Origin of the sequence: Streptomyces sp. NPDC051214 (assembly GCF_040682375.1) — a bacterium.
In the GTDB taxonomy this organism is placed as follows: Bacteria; Actinomycetota; Actinomycetes; order Streptomycetales; family Streptomycetaceae; genus Streptomyces.
The window spans coordinates 446,268-469,929 of sequence record NZ_JBFBAT010000001.1; the positions used below are offsets into that span (position 1 = coordinate 446,268).

Annotated in this window: 19 protein-coding genes and 1 pseudogene; 10 read left to right on the top strand and 10 right to left on the bottom strand. The window is 71.6% G+C overall.

What is annotated here, in order from left to right:
- The first annotated feature begins 184 nt into the window (after positions 1-184).
- A complete protein-coding gene (locus tag AB0M70_RS02090; protein WP_365815345.1) occupies positions 185-2,476 on the top strand; it encodes a glycoside hydrolase family 3 N-terminal domain-containing protein in 2,292 nt (763 codons plus the stop codon).
- Between the two features lie 66 nt (positions 2,477-2,542).
- On the opposite strand, the gene AB0M70_RS02095 is transcribed toward AB0M70_RS02090, so the two are convergent.
- Positions 2,543-3,418 (bottom strand): GNAT family N-acetyltransferase, encoded by an 876-nt coding sequence (locus AB0M70_RS02095; protein WP_365815348.1) that lies wholly within the window; start codon positions 3,416-3,418, stop codon positions 2,543-2,545.
- Between the two features lie 334 nt (positions 3,419-3,752).
- On the opposite strand from AB0M70_RS02095, the gene AB0M70_RS02100 reads away from it, so the two are divergent.
- The 3 genes from AB0M70_RS02100 (at position 3,753) to AB0M70_RS02110 (ending at position 8,161) form a co-directional block, all read left to right on the top strand.
- Positions 3,753-5,141: a family 2B encapsulin nanocompartment shell protein gene (locus AB0M70_RS02100; RefSeq protein WP_365815350.1), complete on the top strand. Its 1,389-nt coding sequence runs from the start codon at positions 3,753-3,755 to the stop codon at positions 5,139-5,141.
- Positions 5,128-6,534 (top strand): cysteine desulfurase, encoded by a 1,407-nt coding sequence (locus AB0M70_RS02105; protein WP_365815352.1) that lies wholly within the window; start codon positions 5,128-5,130, stop codon positions 6,532-6,534. The genes AB0M70_RS02100 and AB0M70_RS02105 overlap by 14 nt, the downstream gene beginning before the upstream one ends.
- Before the next feature lie 91 nt (positions 6,535-6,625).
- Positions 6,626-8,161: an AMP-binding protein gene (locus AB0M70_RS02110; RefSeq protein ID WP_365815354.1), complete on the top strand. Its 1,536-nt coding sequence runs from the start codon at positions 6,626-6,628 to the stop codon at positions 8,159-8,161.
- Positions 8,162-8,171: 10 nt separating this feature from the next.
- Here AB0M70_RS02110 and AB0M70_RS02115 read toward each other — a convergent pair whose 3' ends face one another.
- The gene (locus AB0M70_RS02115; RefSeq protein WP_365816256.1) at positions 8,172-8,501 is read right to left on the bottom strand and encodes a zinc ribbon domain-containing protein; all 330 of its coding nucleotides are present in this window, start codon (positions 8,499-8,501) and stop codon (positions 8,172-8,174) included.
- A 197-nt stretch (positions 8,502-8,698) separates the two neighbouring features.
- Positions 8,699-9,409: a TetR family transcriptional regulator gene (locus AB0M70_RS02120; RefSeq protein ID WP_365815356.1), complete on the bottom strand. Its 711-nt coding sequence runs from the start codon at positions 9,407-9,409 to the stop codon at positions 8,699-8,701.
- 110 nt (positions 9,410-9,519) lie between these two features.
- Here AB0M70_RS02120 and AB0M70_RS02125 point away from each other — a divergent pair, with 110 nt between their 5' ends.
- Both AB0M70_RS02125 and AB0M70_RS02130 read left to right on the top strand, forming a co-directional pair.
- On the top strand, positions 9,520-10,305 hold the full coding sequence (locus AB0M70_RS02125; RefSeq protein WP_365815358.1) for an electron transfer flavoprotein subunit beta/FixA family protein: 786 nt from the start codon (positions 9,520-9,522) through the stop codon (positions 10,303-10,305).
- Positions 10,306-10,357: 52 nt separating this feature from the next.
- Entirely contained in the window at positions 10,358-11,320 is a 963-nt protein-coding gene (locus AB0M70_RS02130) for an electron transfer flavoprotein subunit alpha/FixB family protein (RefSeq protein WP_365815360.1), read from the top strand.
- Positions 11,321-11,533: 213 nt separating this feature from the next.
- Here the strand turns inward: AB0M70_RS02130 and AB0M70_RS02135 are convergent.
- Positions 11,534-13,493: pseudogene (locus AB0M70_RS02135) on the bottom strand (BTAD domain-containing putative transcriptional regulator).
- Between the two features lie 127 nt (positions 13,494-13,620).
- Between AB0M70_RS02135 and AB0M70_RS02140 the strand changes: the two are divergent.
- The 3 genes from AB0M70_RS02140 (at position 13,621) to AB0M70_RS02150 (ending at position 17,249) form a co-directional block, all read left to right on the top strand.
- On the top strand, positions 13,621-14,499 hold the full coding sequence (locus AB0M70_RS02140) for an alpha/beta hydrolase (RefSeq protein WP_365815362.1): 879 nt from the start codon (positions 13,621-13,623) through the stop codon (positions 14,497-14,499).
- Positions 14,500-14,739: 240 nt separating this feature from the next.
- Positions 14,740-16,368 carry a sigma-70 family RNA polymerase sigma factor gene (locus tag AB0M70_RS02145; RefSeq protein ID WP_365815364.1) on the top strand — a complete coding sequence of 543 codons (1,629 nt, stop codon included), beginning with the start codon at positions 14,740-14,742 and terminating at the stop codon, positions 16,366-16,368.
- 92 nt (positions 16,369-16,460) lie between these two features.
- The gene (locus AB0M70_RS02150) at positions 16,461-17,249 is read left to right on the top strand and encodes a VOC family protein (protein ID WP_365815366.1); all 789 of its coding nucleotides are present in this window, start codon (positions 16,461-16,463) and stop codon (positions 17,247-17,249) included.
- Between the two features lie 30 nt (positions 17,250-17,279).
- On the opposite strand, the gene AB0M70_RS02155 is transcribed toward AB0M70_RS02150, so the two are convergent.
- Positions 17,280-18,245 carry a helix-turn-helix domain-containing protein gene (locus tag AB0M70_RS02155; RefSeq protein WP_365815368.1) on the bottom strand — a complete coding sequence of 322 codons (966 nt, stop codon included), beginning with the start codon at positions 18,243-18,245 and terminating at the stop codon, positions 17,280-17,282.
- 84 nt (positions 18,246-18,329) lie between these two features.
- On the opposite strand from AB0M70_RS02155, the gene AB0M70_RS02160 reads away from it, so the two are divergent.
- Positions 18,330-18,932, top strand: coding sequence for an MBL fold metallo-hydrolase (locus AB0M70_RS02160; protein WP_365816257.1), 603 nt, complete (start codon positions 18,330-18,332; stop codon positions 18,930-18,932).
- Between the two features lie 28 nt (positions 18,933-18,960).
- Here AB0M70_RS02160 and AB0M70_RS02165 read toward each other — a convergent pair whose 3' ends face one another.
- The 5 genes from AB0M70_RS02165 to AB0M70_RS02185 form a co-directional block, all read right to left on the bottom strand.
- Positions 18,961-19,797: a DUF1206 domain-containing protein gene (locus AB0M70_RS02165; protein WP_365815370.1), complete on the bottom strand. Its 837-nt coding sequence runs from the start codon at positions 19,795-19,797 to the stop codon at positions 18,961-18,963.
- A 97-nt stretch (positions 19,798-19,894) separates the two neighbouring features.
- Complete coding sequence (locus AB0M70_RS02170; RefSeq protein WP_365815372.1) at positions 19,895-20,575, bottom strand: hypothetical protein; 681 nt, start codon at positions 20,573-20,575, stop codon at positions 19,895-19,897.
- A 66-nt stretch (positions 20,576-20,641) separates the two neighbouring features.
- Positions 20,642-21,049: an N-acetyltransferase gene (locus AB0M70_RS02175; protein ID WP_365815374.1), complete on the bottom strand. Its 408-nt coding sequence runs from the start codon at positions 21,047-21,049 to the stop codon at positions 20,642-20,644.
- Positions 21,050-21,182: 133 nt separating this feature from the next.
- On the bottom strand, positions 21,183-22,205 hold the full coding sequence (locus AB0M70_RS02180; protein WP_365815376.1) for a hemolysin family protein: 1,023 nt from the start codon (positions 22,203-22,205) through the stop codon (positions 21,183-21,185).
- The gene (locus tag AB0M70_RS02185) at positions 22,202-23,545 is read right to left on the bottom strand and encodes a hemolysin family protein (protein WP_365816259.1); all 1,344 of its coding nucleotides are present in this window, start codon (positions 23,543-23,545) and stop codon (positions 22,202-22,204) included. Before AB0M70_RS02185 ends, AB0M70_RS02180 begins: the two co-directional genes overlap by 4 nt.
- Between the last annotated feature and the right edge of the window lie 117 nt (positions 23,546-23,662).

A 23,662-nucleotide genomic window follows, 5' to 3' on the forward strand; every position in this document is an offset into this window, starting at 1 on the left:
GTAGAACCTCAAGTTTCCTTGAGGTCAAGCGTTGGGGGTGAGACACCCGAATGAGGCCTCCGGACGAGCGTCCCGCGCGTCCCTGCCGCATCCCTTGACCCGCGTGTAACAGGAACGTACTTTCGCTTCAACTCTTGTGGCCATCACAGAGGTTGTCGACTTCCTGAGGCGAGAAGGCGAACACATGCGTGAGCTACGAAGGCGTACTCTGCTGTCCGCGATCGGCGGCACGGCCGTCGCCGGAGGCGGCATCACCGCCGCCGGTACCGGTATCGCCCAGGCCGCGCCGCGCCGCCCGAGCCCCGCGAGACCTCTCGACCCGAGGATCGAGAAGCTGCTCGACCGTATGACGGTCGAAGAGAAGCTGGGGCAGTTGCAGCAGCTCCCCTGGTCGGTCAGCACGGGCCCCGGCGGCAGCGAGACCAAGGACGTCGAGGACGCCGCGCGCGCCGGACGGCTCGGTTCGGTCCTGAACATCTTCGGCGCCAAGAGCAGCAACGCCCTGCAGCGCATCGCGGTGGAGGAGTCCCGGCTCGGCATCCCGCTGCTCTTCGGCCTCGACGTCATCCATGGCCTGTGGACCACGTTCCCGATCCCCCTCGCCCAGGCGTCGAGCTTCGACCCGGAGGTGACCCGGCGGGATGCCGAGGTGTCGGCGAAGGAGTCGCGCTCGAACGGCGTGCACTGGACGTTCTCGCCGATGATGGACGTCACGCACGAGCCGCGCTGGGGCCGGATCGCCGAGGGCTGCGGCGAGGACCCCTACCTCACGACGGCGTTCGCGGTGGCCAAGGTCGAGGGTTACCAGGGCGCGAAGGGTTCAGGACTCGACGCCAAGGACCGTATCGCCGCCTGCGCCAAGCACTTCGTCGCGTACGGCGGTGCCGAGGGCGGCCGGGACTACAACACGGTCGACGTGTCGGAGTCGCGCCTTCGCAACCACTATCTGCCGCCGTTCAAGGCCGCGTTGGACGCGGGCGTGGCCACGGTGATGGCCTCGTTCAACACCATCAGCGGCGTGCCGGCCCACGGCAACCCCCACACGCTCACCGACATCCTGTACAAGGAGTGGGGCTTCGACGGCTTCGTCGTCAGCGACTGGAACGGCGTCGACGAGCTCGTCGCGCACGGCTTCGCCGAGGACGGCGCCGACGCGGCCCGCCTCGCGCTGAACGCCGGCGTCGACATGGAGATGGCCAGCACGGACCTGGCCAAGCACGGCAAGAAGCTGCTGCGCGGTGGCAGGATCAGTGAGCGGCGCCTCGACGAGGCGGTCACGCGGATCCTGCGCCTGAAGTTCGCGCTCGGCCTCTTCGACCATCCGTACGTCGACGAGGGCGCCGCCATCGACGAGCCGTCCGCGAAAGCCCGCGAGGCCGCCCGCGAGACCGCCGCCCGTTCGATGGTGCTCCTGAAGAACGAGGGCAAGGCCCTGCCGCTCAAGAAGTCCGTCGGGTCGATCGCGGTCGTCGGCCCGTTCGGCGACTCCGACGACCTGCTCGGCACGTGGACGTTCCCCGGCGCGGCGAAGAAGTTCCCCTCGGGCAAGGTTCTCGCCGCGGTGCGGGCCGCGGCTCCGCGGGCGAAGGTGACGTACGCGAAGGGCGGGGACCCCGACGGCGAGGACACCGGCGGCATCCCGGCGGCGGTCGCCGCGGCCAAGAAGGCGGACGTCACCGTGGTCGTGGTCGGCGAGGCTCCGGCGATGAGCGGCGAGGCCGCCGCGCGCGGCGACATCAGCCTGCCGGGCGCGCAGGAGAAGCTGATCGAGGCGATCGCCGGGACGGGCAAGCCGTTCGTGGTGGTCCTGGTCAACGGCCGTCCGCTGACCGTCGGCGGCTGGCTGAAGTCGGCTCCCGCCGTCCTGGAGGCCTGGCACCCGGGACTCGAGGCGGGCAACGCGATCGCCGACGTGCTGTTCGGCGAGGTCAATCCGGGCGGCAAGCTGCCCGTGTCGTTCCCGCGGACGGTCGGCCAGATCCCCGTGCACTACAACCACGAGTCGACGGGCCGCCCGTACGACGCGGACAACAAATACACGTCCAAGTATCTCGATCTGCCCCCGACCCCGCAGTTCGCCTTCGGCCACGGGCTCTCCTACACGTCCTTCGAGCTCGGCGAGCCGCAGCTGAGCCGCGACCGCGTGTCGGCGCGGGCGCTGCGCGGGGGCGACACCCTGGAGGTCGCGGTCACCGTCCGCAACACGGGCGACCGCACGGGCGACGAGGTCGTCCAGCTGTACGTCCACGACATCGCGGCGAGCATCGCGCAGCCGGTGCGCAAGCTGCGCGGCTTTCGCAGGGTGACGCTGAAGGCGGGCAGATCCACGACCGTCCGCTTCCGACTCGGCGCCGAGGACCTCGGGTTCTGGACGAACGCCCTGGACGGCGAGTTCCGTGTCGAGGAGGGTGCGGTGGACCTCTACGTCGGCACCAGCTCGGAGGCCGAGGCGAAGAAGAGGCTGACGATCGCGTAGCGACCGCGGAGGCAGGCCGGACCCAAGGAGGGCCCGGCCCCGCACGGGTCAGCCGAGTCAGGTGAATCAGCCGAGTTCGAGCGTGGTGACGCCGAAGACGCGCTCCGCCGCCATTTCCCGCACCGGCCCCGTGTACATACGGGCGGTCGGGAACGTGGGCTTCATGCCGCGCGCCTCCGCGAGGGCGACGGCGTGCGGCTGGGTCTCGGGGACGTCGATGACCACCGGGGTGTCGTCCACCTCGGCCGTCAGCGCGTCGAAGAGTTCCTCCGCGTCGGCGCGTGTGTCCGCGAACAACGGCCCGACGCGCAGGGCGCCGTGGGCCGGACGCAGCACGCCGTATCCGGTGATGGTGCCGTCGACGATCCGGGCGAGGGCGCGGTGCCCGGGAGCCGTCAGCCAGGACTCAAGGAAGCGCGGGCGGTCCGCGGGGTAACTCGCGGCGTCGTACGCGGTGATCGCCCGCAGACCGGCGGCCTCGACCGGCAGGACCCGTGCGGGGCGCGGACCGCCGCCGGACAGGGAGCCCACATACCGGATGGTGCGGTGGGCGAGCTCGAAGCCCGAGCGGCGGTAGTTGTCCTGCTGGGCGACCACGCCGTCGAGGCCGATGGTGCGCTTGCCCGCGTGGGCGAGCGCCGTCCGCCAGGTGGCCAGGCCGTACCCACGTCCTCGCTGGTCCGGGCGTACGAGGTAGAACCCCAGGAAGGCGTACAGCTCGTCGTAGTTCACGACCGAGATCGCGGAGACCGGCTCACCTGCTCCGTCGGCTTCGTCGCCGAGGCGGCCGATGAAGAATCCCTCGGGGTCCTGCGCGAAGAAGGAGGGGCCGTCCCGCAGGCCCGGATTCCAGCCCTCGTCCGCCGCCCACCCGCTGACGACCTGCCAGTCGTCGAGCGTCGCCCGCGAGACGGTGAGCCGCCCAGGGACCGAATCTGTCATCGCTGCACCCTTCATGAAACGGAGGGGACCACCCCTCGCACCGGAACCATCCTTCCCGACTCCTCACCCCGATACCCGAGTCATAAGCGCTCCTTTCAGGGGTGCTCAGGTCCGGTATCGGGATGATTTGAGCCCGATATCCGCTGTGGCGGGATGGCCCGCTCAAGCCCTGGGATGGTGGTTCAAGAGGTGTGCGCCCCCCTGTCCGGTCATTTCCGGCCTTTTCTCAACTAGCCCCCATAAACGACCACTTGCGGTCATGGAACCGCCCCGAAGACGATCGGCGCCGATGCCATTGCGGCAGCCGCGAAAGACCGTCTTCCAGGAGGTTCCAGTGAACGACCGGCTCGCACTCGGTCCGGATGCCGCACGGCAACTGGCGACGACGACCAAGACCACCCCGCAGATGCGCGGCATCACCCCGCGCTATCTCCTGCGCGCCCTGCCCTGGGTGGACGTCGAGTCGGGCACCTACCGGGTGAACCGCCGCAGGACGTTCGTGCTCGGCGACGACCGCATCACCACGTACGAGGAAGGCGGCTCGCAGCGTGTCGTGCCCGGCGACTTACGCGAGGTGCCCTACCTCCGTGACGCCGACGACGCGGCGCTCGCGGAGCTGGCCGGTGCCTTCACCGAGGTGACCTTCGAGGCGGGGCAGGTGCTCGCCCAGGAGGGCGACCCCGCCGACCGGCTGTGGGTGATCGTGCAGGGCAAGGCCGAGAAGCGGGTGACCGGGCGGTACGGCGACGACGCGCTGCTCGAAGTCATCGGCGACGGCCAGTTCTTCGACCTCGGTGCGTGGACCAGGACCGAGTCGATGCCCTACCGCGTCAAGGCGCTCACCCCTGGCACGGCGCTCTGCGCGGAGCGCAGCGCACTGGCCGCGCTGGCCGACCGGGACGAGGCGTTGGGCGGCGCGATCACCGCGTACTGCGACGGGGGCATGATGACGCCCGGCGCCGAGGTGCCGGTGGATCTGACCGCGGGGCACGTCGGGGAGCCCGACCTGCCGGGGACGTTCGTCGACTACGAGGACGCGCCCCGCGAGTACCACATGACGCTCGCGCAGACGGTGCTCCGCGTGCACACCCGGGTCGCCGACCTCTACAACGGGCCCATCGACCAGACCCGCGCGCAGTCCAACCTGACCATCGCTGCGCTGCGGGAACGGCAGGAGGCCTCGCTCCTGAACCACCCGGAGCACGGCCTGTTCCACAACGTCTCCGCCGGGCAGCGGGTCCAGGCGCGCACCGGCGCCCCCACCCCCGACGACCTGGACGAGCTCCTGACGCGGGTCTGGAAGCAGCCCGGCTTCTTCCTCGCCCACCCCAGGGCGATCGCCGCCTTCGGCCGTGAATGTACGCGGCGTGGCGTGCCCCCGGTGACGGACAACCGTTACGGCAGCCCGCTCCTGACTTGGCGCGGTGTTCCGCTGCTCCCGTCGGACAAGGTGCGCTTCTCGGGCGGCATGGGTCCCGGCCTCGGCACCACCGAGATCCTGCTGATGCGGACGGGCGAGGCCGAGCAGGGCGTGGTGGGTCTGCGGCCTTCGGGCGTCCCCGACGAGGTCGAACCGGGCCTGTCCATGCGGAACATGGGCGTCGACCAGAAGGGCATCACGTCGTATCTGATGACGGCGTACTTCAACACCGCGGTCCTGGTCGAGGACGCCATCGCCGTCCTGCAGAACGTCGAGGTGTCCAACTACCATGACTATTCCTGACCTCACGACGCTCGGGAGGGGCGTCCCGGGGACGACGCTCGGGGCGGGCGTGCCGGGGACGACACTCGGGGCGGGCGTCCCAGGGCTCCCGGGTGCGGCCCCCGCGGACATGCCACGCGCGGACGCGGCCCCCGCAGTCACGACCCCCGCGCCGGCCGCCCTCCCGCAGCCGCAACCCCCGGGGTTCTCGCCCGAGGCGGCCCGCCAGGACGTCCCGATCCTGCACCGCACCGTCAACGGCCACCCCCTCGTCTGGCTCGACAACGGCGCCACCACGCAGAAGCCGCGCCAGGTCATCGAGGCACTCGGCGCCTTCTACGGCGCCGCGAACTCCAACATCCACCGCGGCGCGCACACCATGGCGCGCGAGGCGACGCAGATGTACGAGGCGGGGCGGGCCGCGGTCGCCGGCTTCCTCGGGGCCGGGTCGCCGGACGACATCGTCTTCGTACGCGGCACGACCGAGGCGATCAATCTGGTGGCCCAGAGCTGGGGGCGGGCCAACCTCGGGCCCGGGGACGACATCCTGGTCGCCACCCTGGAACACCACTCCGACATCGTGCCGTGGCAGTTGATCGCGAAGGAGACCAGGGCCCGGGTCGTCCCGATCCCCCTGACCCCCGAGGGCGCGATCGACCAGGACGCCTACGCCGACCTCCTCTCCTCCCGGACCCAACTCGTCGCCGTCAGCCACGCGTCGAACGTCCTCGGCACCGTCCCGCCCGTGAAGGAGATGACCGCCCTCGCACACCGCTACGGCGCCAAGGTCCTGGTGGACGGGGCGCAGGCCGTCGCGCACTTCCCGGTCGACGTGCAAGATCTGGACGCCGACTTCTACGCCTTCTCGGGACACAAGCTCTTCGCCCCGACCGGCATCGGCGCGCTCTACGCCAAGCCGGAGATCCTGCAGGGCATGCGGCCCTGGCAGGGCGGCGGCAACATGATCGATTCGGTCGACTTCACACGGACCACGTTCGCGCCGGTCCCGCACCTCCTGGAAGCGGGCACGGGCCATATCGCAGGCGTCGTCGGCCTCCTCGCCGCACTGAACTGGTTCACGTCCTTCGACCGGGACGCCGTCGCCGCGTACGAGACCGCGCTCATGACGTACGCGCAGCAGGCCCTGGCCACGGTGCCCGGCCTGGAAGTCCTCGGTGCGGCGCCCGAGCGCATCGCGGTCCTCACCTTCACCCTCGCGGGCCACGATCCGGCGGGCGTCGCGGACTGGCTCGACCGCGACGGGATCGCCGTCCGCGCGGGCCACCACTGCGCCCAGCCCGCGCTCGCCCACTACGGCCTGGAGTCGGCCGCCCGCGCCTCGCTCGCGCTCTACAACACGTCCGAGGAGGTGGATCTGCTGGTGGCGTCCTTGCGTCGGCTTCAAGGGGCCTGAGGTCGGAAGGGACCTGGCGTCGGGGTGTCCGGTTTCCGTCGGGGCGTGGTCGGATAGGCGGCGTCCATCGACTGAGCTTCTGGAGGCCAGGATGTTCGTCCCGTTCGGGGCCCTTGATTTTCTGGACCGCGCCACGGCCGTCTACGGGGACCGGGTCGGTATCGTCGACGAACCCGATCAGCCGGCCGAGCCCTGGGGAGGGCTCACCTACCGGCGCGTGGGTGAGCTGGCGCGGGCCCAGGCCGCCGGGCTCGACGCGCTCGGGGTGCCGCACGGCGCTCGGGTGGCGGTGGTCTCGCCCAACAGCGCCCGGCTGCTGACGTCGTTCTTCGGCGTCAGCGGCCACGGCCGGGTTCTCGTGCCGGTCAACTTCCGTCTGTCGGCCGAAGAAGTGGGGTACATCGTCGGCCAGTCGGGCGCGAGCGTCCTGCTGGTCGACCCCGAACTGGAGGACCGCCTCGCTGGGGTGACCTGCAAGCACCGCTACACGCTGGGAGCGGACGCCGACAAGCACCTGTACCGCTTCGACACCGAGCTCGAGCCCTGGCAGCACGACGAGAACGCCACCGCGACCATCAACTTCACCAGCGGAACGACCGCACGCCCCAAGGGCGTTCAGATCACGCACCGCAACATCTGGGTGAACGCCCTGACGTTCGCACTGCACGCCGGGGTCACCGACCGGGACGTCTATCTGCACACCCTGCCGATGTTCCACGCGAACGGCTGGGGCATGCCGTTCGCCATGGCCGGCATGGGCGCGCGCCAGATCGTGCTGCGCAAGGTGGACGGCGCGGAGATCCTGCGCCGGGTGGCCGAGCACGGCGTCACGGTGATGTGCGCGGCGCCCGCCGTGGTCAACGCGGTGCTCGCCGCGGCGCGGACGTGGGAGGGGGAGATCCCTGGGCGGGACCGCGTGCGCATCATCGTCGCGGGGGCGCCGCCGCCCACCAAGACGGTCGAGCAGGTCGAATCGGAGCTCGGCTGGGAGTTCATCCAGATCTACGGCCTCACCGAGACCTCGCCCCTGCTCACCATCAACCGCACCCGCGCCGAATGGGACGACCTCACCTCGCAGCAGCGCGCGGAGAAGCTGGTCCAGGCCGGGGCCCCCGCGCTTGGCGTCACGCTGCGCACCTCGGAGGAGGGCGAAATCCTCGCCCGCTCGAACGTGATCCTGGAGGGCTACTGGGAGCAGCCGGAGGAGACCGCGAAGGCGCTGGAGGGCGGCTGGTTCCACACGGGCGACGGCGGGACCATCGGACCGGACGGCCATCTGACGATCAGCGACCGCAAGAAGGACGTCATCATCACCGGCGGTGAGAACGTCTCGTCGATCGAGGTGGAGGACGTCCTGTTCAGCCATGCCGCGGTCGCCGAGGTCGCGGTCATCGGGGTGCCGGACGAGAAGTGGGGCGAGACCATCAAGGCCCTGGTCGTGCTCGCCCCCGGCACACAGGCCACCGAGGAGGAGCTCATCCGGCACTGCAAGGAGCACCTCGCCGGGTTCAAGGCGCCGACCTCGGTGGAGTTCCGCGGCGAACTGGCCCGCACGGCCACCGGAAAACTGCAGAAGTACAAGCTGCGCGGGCCCTATTGGGAGGGCCGCGAGCGCGGCGTCAACTAAACCCTCGGCACTACCAGTCGGCGCTCGCGTTCGTCTCGCAGAGCTCGAAGACGGCCTCTCCGGTCTCCGGGTCGGACCCGGCCACGGGCCGCACGCGCGCGCCGACCCACACCAGATGCGGCGAGGCACCCACGACACGGCAGCGGAACACGAAGCCCTCGGGAAAGCGGACGAGGGATTCGTTGCGTGCGGTGCCGGTGTAGCGGTTGACCACGCTGGACTGGACGACGACACCCTCGCCGTCGCTCCGCTCGGACTCCAGATCACTGGACGCGCACACCGGACACAGCATGCGCCGGAAGGACGCGGTGCCGCACCATCGGCAGCGCTGGTAGATCATGCCGGTTCGCTCGTGCTCTATGGGCGCGATGCTCAATTCCTGCTGGGACACGTCTCGACCCCCTGCATTGACCTGCACTCGGCTCGGATGCGCCGCGCTCGGCGTCGACGCATCCGCACCATATGGCACTGAGTGCCAATCGGTAAAGGTACTGAGTGCTACTCGCTCGTTCTCATTTCCGCCGCCGAACCGGGGGCTCAGTCCTGGCCGAGGGCAGATTCGACGCGCTGGACCACCCGCCACATGGGGGCACGCTTGGAGACCACCATGACGACGACCTCCTCGTCGGCGCCGTCGGCCGCCTCGCGTCCGCCGTCGGCGCCGCTCCCCCACCCCTCCCGCACGAGTTCGAGCGCGTGGTCCACCGCCGCCTCGGCGTCACCGTCGCCACCCGAACGCAGCCAGGAGCGCAGGGCGTTGTTGTGCGCGGCGACCACGGCGGCGGCGATCACCTCGGCGCGCAGGGAGCCGTCCTCGGCGTCGGCGTAACGGCCGCGGAGATAGCCGGCCATGGTGCGTTCGTAGCGGCGCACCACGGAGAGCTCGTACGTACGAAGACCGGGGACCTCTTGGGTGAGGCGGTAGCGCTGCACGGAGAACTCGGGGTTCGTGGCGTACATCCGCAGCACGATCCGGGCCGCGTCGCACACGGCGTCCACCGGGTCGACGCCGTCGGCCGCCTCGAGGAAGGCCGTCATGTCGGCCAGGCAGCTCTCGTGGTCGGGGAAGACCGCGTCCTCTTTGGACGGGAAGTACCGGAAGAAGGAGCGGCGTCCGACCCCGGCCCGCGCCACGATGTCGTCCACCGTGGTCTGCTCGAAGCCCCTTTCCAGGAACAGCTGGAACGCCGCCTTGGCGAGCACCTCCCGCATGGGGGCCTTCTTCGCTGGTCCGCGCGCCTCAGTCATGCGGGGAACGTAGCATCGTGGAGGCCAGTCTGGCACTACGTACCTTTACAGGGGGTACTGAGTGCCATACCGTCTTCAATAACGAACCACACCCAGGTAGGAGAGCCGGCGTGAGCTTGAGGATCGTTGTCACCGTGAAGTACGTGCCTGACGCCACCGGCGACCGGCACTTCGCCGATGACCTGACCGTCGACCGGGATGACGTGGACGGCCTGCTGTCGGAGCTGGACGAGTATGCGGTCGAGCAGGCGTTGCAGATCGCGGACGAGGCGGACGACGCGGAGATCACCGTGCTGACGGTGGGTCCGGAGGATGCCAAGGACGCGTTGCGCAAGGCGTTGTCGATGGGTGCGGACAAGGCCATCCATGTCGAGGACGATGACCTGCACGGCACGGACGCGCTGGGTACGTCGCTGGTGCTGGCCAAGGCGATCGAGAAGGCCGGCTATGACCTGGTGATCTCGGGCATGGCGTCCACCGACGGGACGATGGGTGTGGTGCCGGCGCTGCTGGCCGAGCGTCTGGGTGTGCCGCAGGTGACCCTGCTGTCCGAGGTGTCGGTCGAGGACGGGCTCGTCAAGGGCCGCCGGGACGGGGATGCAGCCTCCGAGCAGCTGGAGGCTTCGCTGCCGGCGGTGGTGTCGGTGACCGACCAGTCGGGTGAGGCGCGCTACCCGTCCTTCAAGGGGATCATGGCGGCGAAGAAGAAGCCGGTTGAGGCCTGGGACCTCTCGGATCTGGACCTGGAGGCCGATCAGGTGGGCCTGGAGGGTGCCTGGACGAAGGTCGAGTCGGCCACCGAGCGTCCCGCGCGTACCGCGGGCACGATCGTCAAGGACGAGGGCGAGGGCGGCAAGCAGCTGGCTGAGTTCCTCGCGGGCCAGAAGTTCATCTGAGCCCGGCCGTCCCCCTTCCCGCTTCCTCGTCTTCGTAAAGGATTGCAATCCCATGGCTGAAGTTCTCGTCTATGTCGACCACGTGGACGGTGCCGTCCGCAAGCCCACCCTGGAGCTGTTGACGCTGGCCCGCCGCCTCGGTGAGCCCGTCGCCGTCGCGCTGGGCAATGGCGCGGCGGACACCGCGGCCGCGCTGGCCGAGCACGGTGCGGTCAGGGTGCTGACCAACGATGCCGCCGAGCTCGCCGACTACCTGGTGGTGCCGAAGGTGGATGCGCTGCAGGCCGCCTATGAGACGGTGTCCCCGGCTGCGGTGCTGGTGCCCTCCTCGGCGGAGGGCAAGGAGATCGCGGCGCGTCTCGCGCTGCGCATCAAGGGCGGCATCATCACCGACGCCGTCGACCTGGAGGCCTCCGATGAGGGCCCGGTGGCCACGCAGTCGGCGTTCGCCGCCTCCTACAGCACCAAGTCCCGTGTCTCGACCGGCACTCCGGTGATCACGGTCAAGCCCAACAGTGCCGCGGTGGAGGCCGCCCCGGCCGCCGGTGCGGTCGAAGCCCTCTCCGTGTCGTTCTCGGCGCAGGCCACCGGCACCAAGGTGACCGCGCGTACGCCGCGGGAGTCGACCGGGCGTCCGGAGCTGACCGAGGCCGCCATCGTGGTCTCCGGTGGCCGTGGCGTGAACGGCGCCGAGAATTTCCACCTCATCGAGTCGCTCGCCGACTCCCTCGGTGCGGCCGTGGGTGCCTCGCGTGCGGCGGTGGACGCGGGCTGGTATCCGCACTCCAACCAGGTCGGCCAGACCGGCAAGAGCGTCTCGCCGCAGCTGTACATCGCCTCGGGTATCTCGGGTGCGATCCAGCACCGGGCGGGCATGCAGACCTCCAAGACGATCGTGGCGATCAACAAGGACGCCGAGGCCCCGATCTTCGACCTGGTCGACTACGGCGTGGTCGGCGACCTCTTCGACGTCGTCCCCGCCCTCACCGAAGAGGTCAACACCCGCAAGGGCTGAGCCTGTTCGAACTTCAGCCCGGCCGCGCGATGCCCGCGCCGCCGGGCTGAACTCTGTGCGGCCCAAGGTGCCGGGATAACCTCGCGATCATGACTCCGTCGAACAGCGCCACCAGCGGCCCCACCACGGATCAGCAACGCGGAGTACGTGGCCGCGCTGAAGGTGTTGCGCGCGATGGTGGCCAACGTCCAAGGCGCGCAGGGCTCTTGAGTCTCACCCGCGACGTCGACGGAGAGCCGAGGTCAGGTCGTCGAGGTGCCGCGCGACAGGGCCGAGGATGAGCAGACCGCTGCCCGCTCCCGCCAACTCGCCTGCGGCTGGGGCGAGTTCAGCATGTACGCGTTCCATCGCCTCCGTGTCGTCCAGGGCGATCGCCGCTCGCCCCGCCAGGCACCACAGGGCTTCCTGCAGCAGGTCGCGGGGTGGGTCCGGGATGCGGCGCAACGCCTCGGCCGCTTCCGTGCGACGGTCCTGGGACAGCAGCACCAGGGGGCGAGCCCAGGGTTCGTACGGGCCCCAGTCCGTGCCGGCGTCCTGCACCTGGTCCAGGGACAGCAGCGCGAGCGGCAGCAGTCCGCACTCCAGGCCCGGCATGCCGGAGTCGTTCAGTCGCCCGGCAGCTTCCCGGTAGGCGGCCTCGGCAGCCGGGGCCCGGCCTGCCGCGGCGAGCCGCAGCGCCGCGTACCACTGCGTGAACACCCCCGACCAGCGGGAGTTCATGACGGTCCGCCAGGAGGTCCGCGGCCTTCGCGTGGCCGTCGGCGCCCGGGAAGTCCGCGAGCGCGCTGCGGGCCTGGAGCCGGATGAGGTGGCCGAGTACCTCGTAGGTGGCGAGCCCGTGCCGGGTGGACAGGGTGACGAGTTCGGCGCCGATCGCGTCCCGGTCCGCGGCGAGGCCCGTGCGGTGGAAGCTCTGCATGAACAGCCCGTTGAGGGCGAACGCGAGGAGTCCGGGGTCGTCGAGCCGGCGGGCGATCTCCTCGGCCTGCCGGGCGGCCTGGGGCCCGCGCGCCGACCTGGTGCCGCGTGACTCCAGGGCGATCGTGACGAGCAGGCGGGCCCGCGCCGCCGGGTGCGCGTCGGGCCGGAGCGCGGCCAGGGTGCGTTCGGCCGCCGCGACGACCTGCGCGGCCTGGCGCGGGTCGTCGACGCGGGTCCAGATCGCCGGGACGTCGTACGCGCCGATCACGCGGGCGGTGAGTTCCGCGTCGCCCGTTTCCTCCGCCGCCTCGACGGCCGCCATGCGGTGCTCGCGCGCGGCTTCGAGGCCGCCGCCCCCGGTGACCGCCAAATTGCGCAGCAGGCTCACCGTCGAGTCCAGTCGGGCGCGGGCGCCGGACGCCACCGTCCGGTCGTAGGCGGTGGTGGCCCGCGCCCACACCTGTTCGGCCGCGTCACCGGCCCGGGACGGCTCGGGGTCGAGGTGGCGGGCCTGGCCGAGGATGTCCGCCTCCAGGCGGCGCAGCGCGGGGCCCGGGTCCACGCCCAGCTGCTCGACCAGGAGCGCGCGGGCCCGGCGCAGGACGGCGAGGGCGTCGCCCTGGCGGCCGGTGCGGTAGAGCGCGAGGGCGAGGAGCCGCCAGGCGTCCTCACGCCAGGGGTGCTCGGCCACGTGCGCGTCGAGGTCGGGCACCGCGTCGGCGGGGCGTCCCAGGTCGAGCCGCGCCGCGGCCCGGCGCTCCACGGCGTGCAGGCGCAGCTCGCCCAGACGGGAACGCTCGGCGCGGGCCCAGGCTTCGTCGGTGAACTCGGCGTAGGCGGGGCCGCGCCACCACCCGAGCGCCTCGTCCAGGCGGTCGACGGCCTGCTTCGGGGACAGGTTCGCGGCGTCGGTCACCGCCTGCTCGAAGCGCCAGGCGTCCACCGTGGCGGGCTCGGCGCGCAGGGCGTATCCCGGGCCCTCGGTGACGAGGAGCCGGGCGGGCGTGCGGGGCGGGCGCCCGGGTTCCAGGGCCCGGCGCAGCGCGGCGACGAAGGTGCGTACGGTCCCGACCGCGTCCTTGGGCGGGTCCGCCCACAGGTCGTCGACCAGGCGGGCGACCGGGACGACACGGCGACGGGCGACGATCAGCCGGGCGAGCACCGCGCGGTGCCGCGGCCCCTTCAGCGCGACGGCTTCCCCGGCACCGTCCCAGGCCGTCACCGGCCCGAGCACCCCGAACGTGACCTGCACGCCTGACCAGCCTTTCCACCCGTTCCCGTGGGCATCGCCCCTGGTCACGGTAGCGCGCTCATCGGATGCTCATCGGCGCCCGGCAGGCTCGGGAGCACCTGTTCCGCCACCGCGAAGGACCGCGACCATGACCCCTGCCATCGAGAACTTCGACCATCACCGTGTGCCCGTTGCGGAGGGCGTCGGCCTGAACGTGGCCGTCGGCGGATCGGGGCCGCCGCTGGTGCTCCTGCACGGTTTCCCGCAGACCCATCTGATGTGGCGGCACGTCGCCGCCGACCTCGCCGCGGACCACACGGTGATCTGCCCCGACCTGCGCGGCTACGGGGCGAGCGACAAGCCTGCGGAGACCGACGGCACCGTGTACTCCAAGCGCACCATGGCGGCCGACGTCGTCGCCGTGGCCCGTGCCCTCGGGCACGAGCGGTTCGCGCTGGCCGGGCACGACCGGGGCGCCCTGGTCGCCTTCCGCGCCGGTCTCGACCACCCGGGCGCGGTCACGCACCTGGCCTGTCTCGACGTGCTGCCCACCCTGGACATGTGGGACGTGATGCACGGCGTCACCGCCGCCGTCGGCTTCCACCTGTATCTGATGGCCCAACCACCCGGCCTGCCCGAGCAGTTGATCGCCGCCGCCCCGGACGCGTTCTTCGGTCACTTCCTCGACATCTGGGCGAACGACCCGCGGGCGATCCCCGCCGACGTACGCGTCGCCTATCTGGACGCCTGTCGCGCCGCGGTGCCCTCGATCGTGGCCGACTTCCGCGCCAGCGCCGGGATCGACGTCGAGCACGACCGGGCCGACCGGGAAGCCGGCGGCACGCTGCGGATGCCGGTCACCGTGCTCCAGCAGGACTGGGGCGCCGCGCTCGGCTTCGATGCGGCGGCCCTGTGGGGCGCCTGGGCGCCGGACCTGCGCCACACCCCCGTCACCTGCGGCCACTTCATGGCCGAGGAAGCGCCGGACGAGATCGCCGGTGCGCTGCGGGACCTCATGGCGCGCTGAACCCTGGTCCCGCGCCGCCCCGGCCTCATCGTGCGTTCAGCCCATCGAACGGTGCGTGAGCGGCAGATGTCCGGTATGCCGGAGAGAAGGCCATGCGTGCCCTCCTCCGGCCACCGGGTGCGTATGCTCACCGACCCGGCCCGGACATCTGTTCGCGGATTTCTGTTATCTCCGTACGCTCACGCGATCTCCCAGGTGTAAGGCCAAACGTGCCGACGATGAAAGCGAGTGAGGCAGTCCATGATCGGTGAACACGATCCTCTGGTGACGGCGGCGCAGACCGGGGACCAGCAGGCGCAGGACGAGCTGGTGGCCGGGTACCTGCCGCTGGTCTACAACATCGTCGGGCGGGCGCTCGACGGCCATGCCGACGTCGACGACGTCGTGCAGGAGACCATGCTGCGCGCGCTGGCCGGCCTGGCGTCGCTCCGCGATCCGGCGAGCTTCCGGTCCTGGCTCGTGGCCATCGCCATGAACGAGATCCGCAGGCACTGGGCTCAGCGCGCGTCCGGCCAGAAGAGCCCGAGCCCGCTGCACGAGGCGCACGACGTCGCGGACCCCGGCGCCGACTTCGTCGACCTGACGATCATCCGGCTCGGCCTGGTGGGGCAGCGCAAGGAGGTCGCCGAGGCGACCAGGTGGCTGGACACCGACGACCGCGCGCTCCTCTCGCTGTGGTGGCTCGAGGTCTCCGGCGAGCTGACCCGGCCGGAGGTCGCCGCCGCGATGGAGCTGCCCACGCAGCACGCCACGGTGCGCGTGCAGCGGATGAAGACGCAGCTGGAGACCGCGCGGATCGTGGTCCGCGCCCTCGCCGCGGACCCCCGGTGCCCGTACCTCAGCGAAGTGGTGCAGCCGTGGGACGGCACGCCGTCCGCTCTGTGGCGCAAGCGCCTGGCCCGGCACGTCCGTGACTGCCCGGTGTGCTCGGGCCATGGCGCGGGTCTGGTCCTCGCCGAGCGGCTCCTTGTGGGCCTCGCCCTGGTGCCGGTGTCCGCCGCGCTCGCCGCCCCCGGTGCGATACGCGCGGTGAGCGCGGCCGAAGCCCACCACCTGACGGCCGGCTCACCGCACCTGTCGCCCGACACCCACTCCACGGGCGGCAACACGTACGAGATATCCGGCTCCCGGGCCTCGGCGAGACACGCCGCCAAGCGCCACCGGACGCCCCGCAAGGGCCGCACCGTCGCCGCGGGGGTCGCCGTGCTCGTCGTCGCGACCGGGGTCATCTACTCGGCCACACGCCCCTCGGACGACAAGAAGACCGAGGCGCAGCCCCTGACTGCCTCGCAGCCCCCCTCTTCGGCGGCTCCGTCCACCAAGGCCGCCAAGCCGAGCAAGTCCCCCTCCGCCTCCCCAAGCCGCTCGAAGAAGCCGTCCCCCAAGGCCACGCCCTCGAAGAAGACCAAGGCGCCGAAGCCCAGGGCGAGCACCCCGAAGCCCACCCGCACCAGCAGCCCGCCGCAGGCCCCGCAGGCCCCGGCCGGCAACTCGTACGGCGAGCAGGTCACCCGGCTCGCCAACGCCGAGCGCGCCAAGAGCGGCTGCGGCCCGCTGACCCTCAACAGCAAGCTGAACGACGCGGCGCAGGGCCACTCCGACGACATGGCGGAGCGCGACTTCTTCGACCACACGAACCCCGACGGCAAGGACCCCGGCGACCGGGTGACGGCCGCCGGCTACAAGTGGACCACCTATGGCGAGAACATCGCCGCGGGCCAGCGCACCCCGGCCGCCGTGATGGACTCCTGGATGAACAGCTCCGGCCACCGCGCCAACATCCTCAACTGCTCCTTCAAGGAGATCGGCATCGGCTACCGGCAGGGCGGCGGCGGCCCCTGGTGGACGCAGAACTTCGGCGCGCGGTAGCCGTGCCTGCGGGGCCGGGGTTTCGACGGGCGCGGGTGCCTTCACTCGAATAGCGTGAAGACAAAGGAACCGCCGGAACTGGAGGCCTCGCGATGTCGGCGTACCCGGAAGGCACCCCCTGTTGGGCGGACGCGATGTTCCCCGACGTGGCGGCCGCGAAGAGCTTCTACGGCGAGCTGCTCGGCTGGACGTTCGACTCCGCTTCGGAGGAGCACGGCGGCTATACGCAGGCCCGCTCGGACGGCAAGGCCGTGGCGGCCGTCGTCCCGCAGATGCAGGGAGTGGAGGGGCCCGCCGCCTGGAACCTCTACTTCGCCACGCCCGACGCCGCGGCGACGGCCGCCAGGATCCGGGAGAACGGCGGGACCCTCGCCATGGAGCCGACCCAGGTCGGCGAGTTCGGCACCATGGCGATGGCCCAGGAGCCGAGCGGCGCGTACCTGAGCGTCTGGCAGCCGGGCAGCCACCAGGGCTTCGAGAAGACCGGCGAGGCGGGCGCGTACTGCTGGGCGGAGCTCACCACGCGGGACCCGGCGGCGACGGACGCGTTCCTGCCCGCCGTCTTCCCCTTCGGGATGAAGCGGATGGACGTCCGCGACGTCGACTTCAGCGTCTTCGAGGTCGAAGGGCAGGCCGTGCTCGGACGGCTGAGGATGACCGAGGACTTCCCGCCGGACGTGCCGCCGTTCGTCAACGTGCACTTCGCCGTGGACAACTGCGACGCCGCGATCGCCACCGTCACCAAGCTCGGCGGCCGGCTGCTTTTCGGCCCGATGGACAGCCCCTTCGGCCGCTTCGCCACGGTCGCCGACCAGCAGGACGCCATCTTCAGCGTCATCGACCTGACGACCACCGAGGGCGAGATGCCCTCGTTCTCCTAGGGAGATCCGTCAGACTTTCAGAGAGATCCGTCAGAGGCGCTCCGGCGCCCGCGTGAACGCGCGGCGGTAGGACCGCGGGGGCACGCCCCGGCGGCGTACGAACTGCTCGCGCAGGACGGCCGCGCTGCCGTACCCGACCCGGTGGGCGATCTCCTCCACCGGCAGGTCCGTGGTCTCCAGGAGTTCCTCGGCGCTGCTCAGCCGCAGGTTGACCAGCCAGGCGTGCGGCGTGGTGCCGGTGGCCGCCGAGAAGCGGCGGGCGAAGGAACGTCTGCTCATCAGGGCGCGGCGGGCCAACTCGGCGACGGGCAGCGGCTCGTGCAGGTGCGCGCGGGCCCAGTCGAGCACCTCGGCGAGACGGTCGTCCCCGCAGTCCTCGGGGACGGGAGCGGCGAGGTACTGGGCCTGGCCGCCGTCGCGGTGCGAGGGCAGGACGAGGTCCCGGGCGATGGTGTTGGCCGTCGCCGCGCCGTACTCCCGTCGGAGCAGATGCAGGCTGAGGTCGAAGCCCGCGGCCGCTCCCGCGCCCGTGACGATCTGCCCCTCGTCGATGTAGAGGGCCTCGGCCTCCACGGTGACGTGCGGATACCGCCCCGCGAGGAGCTCCGCGAACCGCCAGTGGGTGGTCGCGCGCCGCCCGTCGAGCAGCCCCGCCGCGGCCAGGGCGAACGCCCCGACACAGTGCCCCGCGACCAGGCCGCCCCGCTCGTGGGCGGCGACGAGCGCGTCGAGGACGGCGGGCGCGGGCGGCGTACGGAAGTCGGCCCAGGGCAGGGCGATCACGAGGTCGGCGGTGGCGAGCCTGTCGAGGCCGTGCTCCACCATGATCGGCACTCCGGCGTCGGTGCGGACCTGTCCGGGCCGGTCGGTGCACAGGGCGAAGTCGAAGCGGGGCAGAGCGGGGCCCCGCTCGTCGAACACCTCGGAGACGATGCCGGCGCCGAGGATGCCGACGCCCGTCGGGGCGTAGGCGGCGATGGTCACGAAAGGCGGCATACGGGAGTGTGGCACGTTTCCTGCGATCAGTGGCAGAAGGGCCACTCGTTGCCGGACCTTCTGCCCGGAAGACTCATGGGCATGATGAACACACCGGCAGACGCCCCGCTCGGCCAGAGCGCCACCTACACGATCCTGACCACCGGCTACACGGGCTCCACCGGCCCCGGGGTCGCCGCCACCGTCTCCTACGTACACGACGGCGACCTGCATGTGATCGTCGACCCGGGCATGGTGGCGAGCCGGGACCGGATCCTGGGCCCGCTGGCGGACCTCGGCCTGGGCCCGGACGACATCACCGCCGTGGTGCTCAGCCACCACCACCCGGACAACACCATGAACGTGGGCCTCTTCGGGCGCGCCCGGGTCCATGACCACAAGGCGATCTACGAGAACGACCAGTGGACCGACCGGGACGCCGAGGGCTTCGAACTCGCCCCGTCCCTGCGGCTGATCCGCACCCCGGGCCACAGCCGCGAGGACATCACGCTGCTCGCGGGCACCGCCGAGGGCACCATCGCGTTCGTGGGCGACCTGTGGTGGCGGCCGAACGGCCCGGTGGAAGACCCGGTGTCCCCGGACCTCTCGACGCTGCGGACGTCACGGCTGCGGGTGCTCGCCGCCGCCGACGTGATCGTGCCGGGTCACGGCGGTGCGTTCAAGGCCGATGAGACGGCGCCGATCTAAGCGGCGGTCTCCCCGATCGGCGGTGTTCTCACAGCCGACGCCAGCGTGCGGAGGCGAAGGAGAAGACGCCGTAGAGGACGAGACCGGCCGCGACGGCGGCCAGGAGCCAGGGGCCCGCGGGGGTGTGCGAGAAGCTGCGGAGCGTCGCGTCCACGCCCTTGGCCTCGTCGGGGTCGAACTGGACGGCCGCCGTCACGATGAAGACGCCCGCGGCGGCGAACACGGCGCCGCGCGCCACACCGCCGGTCACGCCCAGGGTCGTGACGATCTGCCGCTTGCGGCCCTTGAGGGAGCCGAGGTCCAGCTGCTTCAGGAAGCTGCGCATCATCGCCCGTACGGCGAGCACCACCCCGACGCCGATCAGGACGAGGCCCGCGCCGCCCACCAGGTAGCGGCCGTAGGGAAGTTCCAGCGCGGTCTTCGTCCAGTCCTGCGACTTGGCGTCGCCGCTGGAACCCTGGCCGCCGCCGGCCGCGTACGAGGCGGTCGCCCAGCAGACGAAGGCGTAGAAGACCGCCCTGCCGGCGTCGAGGGCCCGGGAGGGGGCCTTGCGGTGGGGCCCCCGCCTTCCCACCGCGCGGGCGCCCCGCCACAGAGCCATGCAGCCGAAGCCGACGACCAGCGCCCACAGCATGACCTCGCCGAAGGGCTGCTCGCGCACCTGCGCCAACGCGCCCTGCCGGTCGGCCTCTTCATTGCTGCTGCCGAAGGCGATCTGAAGGGCCAGCGCGCCGATGAGGACATAGACGACACCTCGTGCGACGAAGCCCGCACGGCCCGCCGCCGTCAGCGATTCGTTCTCCGCCGAGCGCCCGGCCAAGGGCTTCTTGTTCCAGCCTCGTATGTGCACTCGAGACAGCGTCATCGTGTCCTCCCAGAACCGTCTGCGCGCGGTACGCGCCCGATCACCGAGTGCCCCCATCAGCCGCCGAGCATTCCTGACAGCCTTCGGCCCCCGGGCGTCAGCGGAGGTCGGAGAGCAGGAAGGCCGCCACCAGCAGACCGAAGCCGACCCCCGCGAACACGAGCAACGACAGCAGGGGAACCCACGCGGTGAGCCCCTCGGGGATGGTGCGTCCCGCCTTGAGGCGGCCGTGCGGGCGGCGCACCTCCGTACGCAGATCGAGGCGTTCGGCGGCCCGGTCGGACACGACGACGCCCGCGCCCGGCGGCCTGCTCAGCAGGGCCTTGCGCACCAGGGCGTCGACCGACTCGTCGCTGCCCGCGAGCTTGTCGAGGACGATGCGCACCCCGTGCGCGTCGGTGAGGATCAGCCGGTCGTCGACCCGCGTCTCGCCCGGTGCCTCCAGGCGCCCGACCTTGGTGAGCCGGGAGAGGTCGACGGTGTGCCGCCCGGTCAGGGTGCGGGCGGACAGCAGGTCGCCGTCGTGCGGGCGCGCATGCCAGCCCATGTGGGCGTAGGCGGCCACCAGGACGCTGATGAGGAGCGAGACCAGGTTGAGGAAAATGAATCCGTCGTCGATCAGCCGGGCCCTGATCAGCAGGACGGGCACCACGAACAGCAGGGGTGGCGTCAGAAGGACGACGAGGTCGGCGACGCGGCGCGCGGTGCGTCCTTGTCCGGCGGTCACCTCCGCGTGCCCGGCGGAGTCGGCGGCGGTCCCCCGCGTGTTGATCGTCACGGCGGTGACGCTATCGCGTGCGGATCCCGGCCCTGCGGGCGCCTCAGCGGGACGTTCCCCTGGCTCTCAGAGGGACGTTCCCCCGAATCTCGACTCCCGTGCGCGGGCGCTGATGTGCGGGCATCCCGCGGCGCCCGGCACGAAGTCCATGCCGGTCTCCTCCGCCATCGCGGCGAAGAACTTGCGGCCGTCCGCGGACTGCCGGGAGGTGGTCCACGCGTAACCCGGCCAGGGGTCCGTGGCGCGGTGGAGGGCCTCGCGCCCCAGGCCGAGGCCCTGCCAAGGGCCCGCGACCGCGATGGTGTCGACGTGGGCGGCGGCGCAGAGGTGGCACACCTGGTGGACGAGGTGGCCGATCTCCCGGCCCCCGGAGTCGAGGAGCGTGACGACCTGGCGGCCCGCCGCCACCGTGGCGGGGGCGCATCGGTAGGTGACCGCCTGCGGGCAGGGAGGAGGCGGTCTTCGGAACTTCACCGCCCGCACACTAGCCACAGGGAGCGACCCCCGTATATCCCCGTACAGGGTGGCTTTTCGTGCAGGGAAGGGCGCTTTGGGCGGACCGGGGTGGGGAGTTGCGGGCGTACCGGGAAGAGGATCATCGGCGGTCTCAGACCGGCTGCCGGGGTTCCATCAGGCGGGCGAGCAGGTCGTCCAGGCTGACCAGGCCGGTGAGGCGGCCCGATTCGTCGCAGAGCACGGCGAGCGAGGCGCGGCGGCGGCGCAGTTCCTCGACGGCGTGGCCGACGGTGTCGTCCGCGGCGAGCTCGGGGACGGGGCGCGCCAGTTCGCGGGCGGTCAGTGCGCGGCTTCGGGCGCGGGCCACCAGGGCGTCGCGGGCGTGCACCGAGCCGATGACGGTGGCGCCGTCCGTGACGAGGAGGCGGGTGCGGTCGCTGGCGGCGGCCGTCTGAAGGACCTCCTCGACGCTCGCGTCGGCCGCTACGGACGTGATCTGCGCCGCCGCGGTCTGGAGGTCGCCCACCGCGGTGAGCGGCGCGGTGAGGGAGGTGGTGATGAGGCCGGAGTCGGCGTCGCTGATCAGGCCGAGCCGCCACGACTCCTCGACCAGGTGGGCGAGTTGCTCGCGGTTGTGCACCGAGGTGAGTTCGTCGCGCGGGGTGACCTTGCAGAGCCGCACGAGCGCGTTGCTGACCTTGTTGAGAACGGTGAGCAGCGGGCGCACGACCTTGACCACGGCCCGGAAGGGCGGGGTGAGCAGCATCGCCGAGCGCTCGGGGTGGGCGATGGCCCAGGACTTGGGGGCCATCTCGCCGACGACCATGTGCAGGAACACGACGACGATCATGGCGAGCGCGAAGGCGATGCCGTAGCTGAGCCCGGCGGGCAGGCCCAGCTTCGCCAGGAGCGGGTCGAGTTCGTGGGAGATGGCGGGCTTGGAGACCGAGCCGAGGCCCAAGGTGCAGACGGTGATGCCCAGTTGGGCCCCGGCGAGCATCAGGGAGAGTTCCCGCATGCCCGCCAGCGCGGACTTGGCTCCCCGCTGCCCGGCGGCGACCGCGCGCTCCATGCGGTGCCGTTTGGCGGCGACGAGGGCGAACTCGGCGGCGACGAAGAAGCCGCTGGCGATCAGCAGCAGGACGGTGACGAAGAGGGCAAGGGGGAAGCTCATGCCGGGGCCTCCTCGGCGGTCGGCGCGTCCGCCGTCGGCAGGCGCTCGATCCGCACGCGCTCGGGGACGTGGCGATCGAGGCCGAGCACGGCGACGGCGACGCGGCTGCCGTCGGGCAGCTCCACGGTCAGACGGTCGCCGATGGCCGGGAAGCGGCCGAGCCGGTCGACGATCAGTCCGGCCACGGTGTCGTAGTCGTCCTCCTCGGGCAGGTCGATGCCGGTCGCGGCGGCCACCTCGTCCAGACGGCGGCCCGCGTCGACGAACCAGCCCGCGCCGTCCGGGACCGCCAGTTCCACGACGGTGTCGGACTCGTCGGCGATGTCCCCGACGAGTTCCTCGGCGATGTCCTCGTACGTCACGATGCCCGCCACTCCCCCGTGCTCGTCCAGGACGACCGCGAACTCGTCGTCGCGCTCGCGCATCTGTGCCACAGCGCCCGGCAACGGCAGGGTGTCGGGCAGCAGCAGGGCGCGGCGGGCCTCGCCGCCCGCGGTGGCGCGGTCGAAGCGGGCGGCGGGCAGGCGCATCAGCTCGCGCACCCCGATGACGCCCGCGACGTCGTCCGGGTGGTCGCCCATGACGGGGTAGTTCGAGTGGCCGTGCAGGGCGATGAGCCGCACGGCCTCGTCCGCTGTGGCGTCCTTGCGCACGAACGTGACGTCTGCCCGCGGCACCATCACCTCGTCCAGTGTGCGCTCGGTGAACTCCAGGGCATGGTCGAGGAGTTCGGCGCTCTCGCGCGGCAGTTGACCGTGCTCGTGGGACTCGCCGATGAGGTGGCTGAGCTCTTCGAGCGTGGCTCCGTGGTGCAGCTCCTCGACGGGCTCGATGCCGATGCGGCGCAGCAGCCGGTTGGCCGCGCCGTCGAAGACGCGGACAAGGGGGCCGACGACCTTCAGATACGCCAGCGTGGAGGCGGCGAGGGATTTCGCGAGCCGTTCGGGCACGGCGAGAGCGAGGTTCTTGGGAGCGAGCTCGCCGAGGACCATCTGGAGCACCGTGGCGAAGACGAAGCCGAGGACCACGGACAGCGCCGAGACGACGCCGTCCGAGAGGCCGGTGCCGTCCAGGGCGGGTCGCAGGAGCCCGGACACGGACGGTTCGGCGAGGAAGCCGACGACCAGACCGGTGACGGTGATGCCCAGCTGGGCGCCCGACAGCATGAACGAGAGGCGCCCGAGGACCTGCACGGCACGGGCGGCCCGCCTGTCGCCCGCTTCCGCCTCGCGGGCGAGAGCGAGGCGGTCCGCGGCCACGTACGCGAACTCCTGCGCCACGAAGTAGCCGGTGCCCGCGGTCAGGACGAGGACGGCGAGCAGGCCGAGGACGGCGGACAGCAACAGTGGCTCCGTTCCGACGAAGGGGCGTGCCGGTCATTCTCGGCGGGACCGGGGCAGCTCGCCACGCCGGCCGTGGCTCCCGTGCCTCCCCGGCACGGGCACGGGCACGCCTTA